Annotated in this window: 3 protein-coding genes; 1 reads left to right on the top strand and 2 read right to left on the bottom strand. The window is 55.1% G+C overall.

The features are described from left to right. The coding region (locus VGE80_RS19920; RefSeq protein ID WP_440593870.1) for a TolC family protein at nucleotides 1–831 on the top strand (831 nt) is incomplete at its 5' end. Between the two features lie 131 nt (nucleotides 832–962). Here the strand turns inward: VGE80_RS19920 and VGE80_RS19925 are convergent. Further along, nucleotides 963–2,453 (bottom strand): DUF1501 domain-containing protein, encoded by a 1,491-nt coding sequence (locus VGE80_RS19925; RefSeq protein ID WP_440593871.1) that lies wholly within the window; start codon nucleotides 2,451–2,453, stop codon nucleotides 963–965. Between the two features lie 75 nt (nucleotides 2,454–2,528). Further along, nucleotides 2,529–4,118, bottom strand: a 1,590-nt coding sequence (locus VGE80_RS19930) for a DUF1553 domain-containing protein (RefSeq protein WP_440593872.1), incomplete at its 5' end; no start/stop codon positions are given.

The following is a 4,118-nucleotide window of genomic DNA, read 5'->3' on the forward strand; positions in this document are numbered from 1 at the left end:
GAGTTGTCGCGTCAGAAGCTGAATGTCCAAAGCCTCGAACTTCAGCTCATCGCGGCCCGGAAACTTGTTGCACCCAAACTCGACTTTGTCGCGGGATACGGACTGAACGGGTTTGGTGACAAGTTTTACAGTACGACAACGTCCGACTCGATGAATACGCGACAGGGTTTCAACAGTGCCGTTACCACCATGTTCAGCGGGAAAGAGACGAGTTGGGACTTCGGTTTTCAGTACCAGCTTCCGTTATGGTTGCGACAGGAAAAAGCCCAGGTTCGGCAACTCGAGCTTCGGATTGCAAAAGGGCGGGCAGCGCTTGCCATGCAGGAGGACGAAATTGCTCATGAGCTCAATACGGTACTGATGACGATTGAGCGGGCTCATTCCATGTCAAAGCTGACACGCCGACGATTACAGGCAGCGCGCCGGCGCGTGATCGCTGCTGAAGCAGATTACGAAGCGGGTAATAAGAGTAACGACCTGGCTCTGCGGGCAATCTCAAGCCTGACACTGGCTCAAGCGGCTTACTCCAAGAGTATCACCGAGTACAACAAGTCGCTGCGTGATCTCTTATTCAGGACGGGGCGAATCCTGCCTGCAGATGGCATTTCTCTGCTGGGGACCGACGGCCTTCCGATGGTGCCAGATGAACGGCCAAACGATTTCTTCTACCTTGCAAACCCTGATTTGACCCCTGCCGCAGATGGCGCAGAGACTGCCGACGAGACAGATGAATCCGAAATCCCTCCCACACCGAGTCGATCAGTCAGCGGAGCGGATGACTTGGACGAAGACTTGCCCGAGTCCATGGATAACAGCGTAGAAGATGAGTGAGTTTCAATCCGACAGAAGCAACACGAATGAAGGGAAGCGTTAGCGGCTTCCCTCAATTCGATGTTCCTGTTCCTCAGATGTTCCTGTGATTCAGCAGTGCGAAAGTCCTTTTTTTGAAGGATTTGGACAACTCAGGCCACAATCTCGTCGATGGGCTTACCGAAGTCCAAGTCCAGTCTTTTGCGACCGGGAATTTCGAGACGCCGTGGGTCGAGCCCCATCTGCTGCAGCACCGTCGCATGGAGGTCAGTGACGTAATGGCGATCTTCCACTGCATGGAATCCGAGTTCGTCCGTTTTTCCGTGCGCGATCCCCCCTTTGATTCCGCCACCCGCCAGGGCGACCGAGAATCCGTAGGGATGGTGATCTCGCCCGTCGGATCCCTGTGCACCCGGTGTGCGGCCAAATTCTGTTCCGATGACGATCAACGTTTCGTCCAGCAGACCTCGCTGCTTGAGATCTCCGATGAGACTGGCAATGGGCTGATCGATCTGGGCGCACAAGGCACTGTGTCCCGCCTTCAGACTGCCATGGGCATCCCAGGCACCCGCTCCCCCGTTCGAACCATGAAAGATCTGAACGAAACGAACACCTTTTTCGACGAGACGGCGGGCGGCCAGGCATTGTTCTCCGAATGGTTTCGTGGTGGCGTTGTTCAATCCGTAAGCCTCTTGCGTTGACTGCGTTTCTTGCCCGAAGTCAACGATATCAGGGACGGCAGCCTGCATGCGGAACGCCAGTTCATAGGACTTGATTCGCGCAGCCAGAGCCTGGTCGTCCGGATATTCGACGGAAGAAATACGATTCAAGCGACTGAGAAGTCCGAACTCCCCTGCCTGCTCTTCGCGATAAACGTCAGGACCTGGCGAAGCGAACGGCAGTGGGTTCTTCGGATCAATGGCCAATTGGACTCCCGTATGTTCCGGGCCGAGGTAGTTGGCGCCGTGAGCACCAAGCCCACCGCAGCAATCGGCGATCGGAGTACCCATGACGATAAACTGCGGCAGATTCTCGTTCAGGGTGCCTAGGCCGTAATGAACCCACGAACCGATGGTCGGGAACTGACCTTCCAGAACGTGCCGACCTGTATGGAACTGGAGTTGAGCCCCGTGGTTGTTATCTGTTGTCCACATCGATCGAACCAGGGCAATGTCGTCGGCATGCTGTCCCAGGTGAGACCACCAGTCAGAGAACTCCAGACCACTCTGGCCATACTTCTTGAACCCTACCTGCATCTCGTAAATCTTGGGATGAACTTGATGCAGACCTTCAATCAGTTCGCGGAGATTCTTTTTAGAGTAAGGCGAATCGAGGAAGTGCTGATAGGGAGATTCTGCAAATGTCTTACCGGCCCAGGCATTGAGTTCGGGTTTGGGGTCGAACGACTCCATCTGACTCATACCGCCGACTAGGAAAATCCAGATGACACTTTTTGCCTTCGCGACATGGTGCCCAAGACCATCAGGAGCTTCGAAGGGAATTGCTGAATCAGCCCGCACGACGCCATCTCGCGAGAGCATCGAACCCAGGGCGAGGCCGGTAAAGCCCATGCCGACATCCGCGAGAAACGATCGTCGATTAAGCGGGGAACGAAACTGAGCAGGTCGAGCTGGAGGTACCATGGATGCTCCCTTAATTACTTTCCACCGCAGCCATCAGGTTGAGGTGATCTGTGATTTATTCCGTTAATAATGTCGTCAGCGGATCGTGATAAAGTCATTGTGATTCAGGAGGACATGGACGAGATTTTCACGAACGCGTTGGTCAGGTTGATCAGAAGGAGGGAACGCCGATGCGGTCCCACCGCTGAATTTGGATAATGTGGCCTGTCCTCGCAAAGTCTCCGTCTGAGTTGCGAGGAAGTTCACGCATTCGTCGAGCTCGACTTGGGCAGGCTGGCGGTTGAGAATTCGTTCGAAGGCTGTGGTAACAAACGCTTGCGCCTGAGCGTCATTGGGATATGTCGCAACCTCCTCAGAGAGCTTCCGTGCGAGTCTCCGCGATTCCGTCAGTGAGAGTGGACTATTCGCAAGGGCCAATGCCTGCTGAGGAACAATGCTTTCGCTTCTTCGATAACAGTCAACGACATTGGGGCGGTCGAACGTATCGAGGAACGTCATCTTTTTTTCTTTACTATTCCGGAAGTAGAGGCTGCGGCGAGGGATTTCCATGCCCGATGCCTCGTCCAGTTCCGGGCCCCCTGAAGTCAGATCAAGACGACCTGAAACCAGAAGAGTTGCGTCACGAACCACTTCTGCTTCCATCCGACGCGGGTTGGCTCGCCACAGGTAGTGATTGTCCGGGTCGATGGACCGGTTCTGCTCAGTCGTCGGTAACACGACAGACTGCTGTCGGTAGGTGCGGCTCATCACAATCCGTTTGTGGATTGCCTTCATCCGCCATCCGTTCTCCATCAGTTCGACGGCAAGCCAATCGAGAAGTTCGGGATTCGTGGGGGCTTTCCCGTTCAATCCAAAATCGAAAACCGTAGGGACCAGGGGTTGGCCAAAGTGTCGCAACCACATGTGATTAATCGCCACACGGGCCGTCAGTGGGTTGTTTTGACTGGCGATCCAGCGAGCCAGCGCCAGTCGTCGACCAGTGCTTGTCACGGGATAGACCGGTCCAAACCTCGTGTAAACGGTCGGTGGCTGTTTGAGAGCTTCGATTGCAGTTTCGCGGCCCTTGAGGGCAGTCGCCAGGGCCGTTTCGGCAGTCGTAATGGCATTTGAGTTGGCAGGATCCTTTTTTGCTTCGGCAAGTTTCAGTTCAGCGTCGGTGACGTTCTGTTCTGCCAGGCGAAGGTTGTAGTCACGCTCGGCAAGTGCGGCGATCCGCGTCAAGTCTTCACGATTTTCCGACGGAGGAGTTCCATAGTTCGCTCGATCAGCCTGAATACGAGCCTGCGTCCAGAGAAGATTAGAAAGTGCCGTCGCGGCGCCACGTTCTGCGGATTGCAGCCGTAGTTGTTCAATGCCAGCTTGCTGAGCTAGCGTCGGGTCCTCGGGTTTTTGAGCCAATTCCTGTTTTACCGCTGCAAGTTTCTCGCGCGCGGCCGTGAGTGCATTCTGGGCCCCGTCAAAGGCTGCTTGCGACTGTTGCGAAGCCTCCAGCTGCTGGAACGGTCGCAATCCGGGGTAATAGGACGTTGCGGGAAGCGGAACCGGTTCAATTTTGAGATCGGTCTTGCCAAAGATCGCGGGAAGTGACGCAGGGAGAGGTTGTTCTTTGTCGAATTCCTTCTCATTGCCACGTCGGAAGAGGTAGGTTTGAGCATCGTGCCGACC

The organism is Schlesneria sp. (assembly GCF_036405755.1).
Classification (GTDB): Bacteria; Planctomycetota; Planctomycetia; order Planctomycetales; family Planctomycetaceae; genus Schlesneria; species Schlesneria sphaerica.

Excerpts from the sequence above, each read along its gene's own strand:
- VGE80_RS19925 (WP_440593871.1), bottom strand. The coding sequence starts at position 2,453 with ATGGTACCTCCAGCTCGACCTGCTCAGTTTCGTTCCCCGCTTAATCGA.